The 639-nt window shown below is 67.3% G+C and carries 1 protein-coding gene; it reads right to left on the bottom strand.

The window, feature by feature from the left end; genetic code table 11:
* The coding region (locus A5650_RS25440; RefSeq protein WP_156744345.1) for an ATP-dependent DNA ligase at positions 1-639 on the bottom strand (639 nt) is incomplete at both ends.

Genomic DNA, 639 nt, shown 5'->3' with positions numbered 1-639 from the left:
CAGTCCGATCGCATCCTCGCCGGACTTGTGCACGCGGTAGCCGCCGACGACGCAGTCCGCCGTGCGCTGATGTTTGATCTTGAACATCACGCGCTTGTCCGGCTGATAGGTCAGGTCAAGGGGTTTGGCGATGACGCCGTCGAGGCCCGCGCCCTCGAACTCGTCGAACCACCGGTGTGCCGTCGCGAGGTCGGTCGTCACCGGGGTGATCTGGAATATCGAGCCTGCGCCGGAGAGCGCGTCGACGAGTGCGGCGCGGCGTTCCCCGAAAGGCCGTTGCGTGTAATCGATGTCGTCTCGCGCGAGCAGATCGAACGCGATGAAGGCCGCGGGTGTCTTCTCGGCCAGCATCCGGACCCGCGAGTCGGCGGGATGGATGCGTTGCTGCAGAGCCTCGAAGTCGAGGCCGTGGCCGGCAGCGACGACGATCTCGCCGTCGATGACGCAGCGTGCGGGTAGCTCCGTCCCCGCGGCCTCGACCAGCTCTGGGAAGTAGCGGGTCAGCGGGCGTTCGTTGCGGCTGCCGAACTCGACCTCGTCGCCGTCGCGGAAACAGATCGACCGGAAGCCGTCCCACTTCGGCTCGTACGACCACACACCGGCCTCGGGCGGGACCTTGGCCTGGGCCTTGGCCAGCAT

The organism is Mycobacterium sp. 1164985.4 (assembly GCF_001668575.1).
In the GTDB taxonomy this organism is placed as follows: domain Bacteria; phylum Actinomycetota; class Actinomycetes; order Mycobacteriales; family Mycobacteriaceae; genus Mycobacterium.
The sequence above is the reverse complement of the archived record's forward strand: the minus strand, read 5'-3'. Positions and strand labels throughout refer to the sequence as shown.